Consider the following 1,114-nt stretch of genomic DNA (forward strand, 5'->3'; position numbering starts at 1 on the left):
ACCAGTGCCATGACCAACGCCGATCCGTTTGGCATCGCCATGGACATCGATTTATTCAGCGACGCCCCGCTGGATGTGACACAGACGGATGAGTCCCACGCGCAGAGCGATGTGGATACCAATGCGGTCTTTGCCCGTCAGGTGTTGCGCTTTTGGATAAACCATATGCGCAATTTGCCGGACAACGCGCCGCTGGTTGAGCTGCTCGGGTTGGGCAAACCGACGCTGGAAATGCTGATGGAAGAGGTCATTACCGCCGGTCTGCGGCAAGGCATCAATCAGGCGTTGCACGCGGCACTGAACCAGGATGATCACCCCAGCGCCTACACGGACAATGAGATCGACAGTCAGGTTTCTCGCGCCCTGACGGTGCTCGGCGATTATATTGCCTGGCTGGGCTTCCAGAAAATGCCCGAGGAGCAGCGCCCGGAAAGCCGCATCAACCGTGGTCGTAAAATTTTTGCCAAGCCGGAAAAACAGGCCGTCAGTTGGGGCACTGCCAAGCGGTTGACCAAGTTGTCGCTCACCCCTACCAATAACACGGCGTTTTACGTGTACGATTGGCTGATTGGGCTCAACACCTTGATACTGCAAAACGCCGGGCACTCTGCCGGTGGAGAACTGGATACCGAACAACGCAAACAGTTAGGTGCCATTCTGCAAATTTTCAAACCCACCCCCTCTGGCGCAAAATAACTGCCCCGCCCCTGCTCGACGCAGGGGCAAAGCCTTCACATCGGGCCATTCACGGGTGGTTTTCGATACGGGTCGCGTTCATCTCAAGTGTGGCGAGTAATGATGAATGCGGGTTATCAACGATGTAATCGCGCAGTCGCGTCAGACTGACGTCGTAATCGGACACGCAGCACACGGCGAAGTACAGACCGTTTTCATCTGCCATTGCGGCAACATAGCGCTCAACGGCGCGCCTGATATCCGATAACGTCATTTCGAGGGTCGACGTCGATGCCTGCGTGGTTTTTTCCTGTGCCAAAAGCGGTACACACGCTTCTTTCATCATCAGACTGCTTGGCGATTGCGTCGACAACACCTCACAGCCGCCAAATTTGTTGACGTAACATTTTAAGATACTGCCCAGGGTCATCATGGGGTC

2 protein-coding genes are annotated in these 1,114 nt (G+C 55.3%); one reads left to right on the forward strand and one right to left on the reverse strand.

The genetic code is table 11. The features are described from left to right. Nucleotides 1–696 (forward strand): virulence factor SrfC family protein (locus J5224_RS29290; RefSeq protein ID WP_264628583.1); only part of this gene is annotated, 696 nt, incomplete at its 5' end. Between the two features lie 49 nt (nt 697–745). On the opposite strand, the gene J5224_RS29295 is transcribed toward J5224_RS29290, so the two are convergent. Continuing rightward, nucleotides 746–1,114 (reverse strand): hypothetical protein (locus J5224_RS29295; RefSeq protein WP_264628584.1); only part of this gene is annotated, 369 nt, incomplete at its 5' end.

It is taken from the genome of Candidatus Symbiopectobacterium sp. NZEC135 (genome assembly GCF_025962695.1).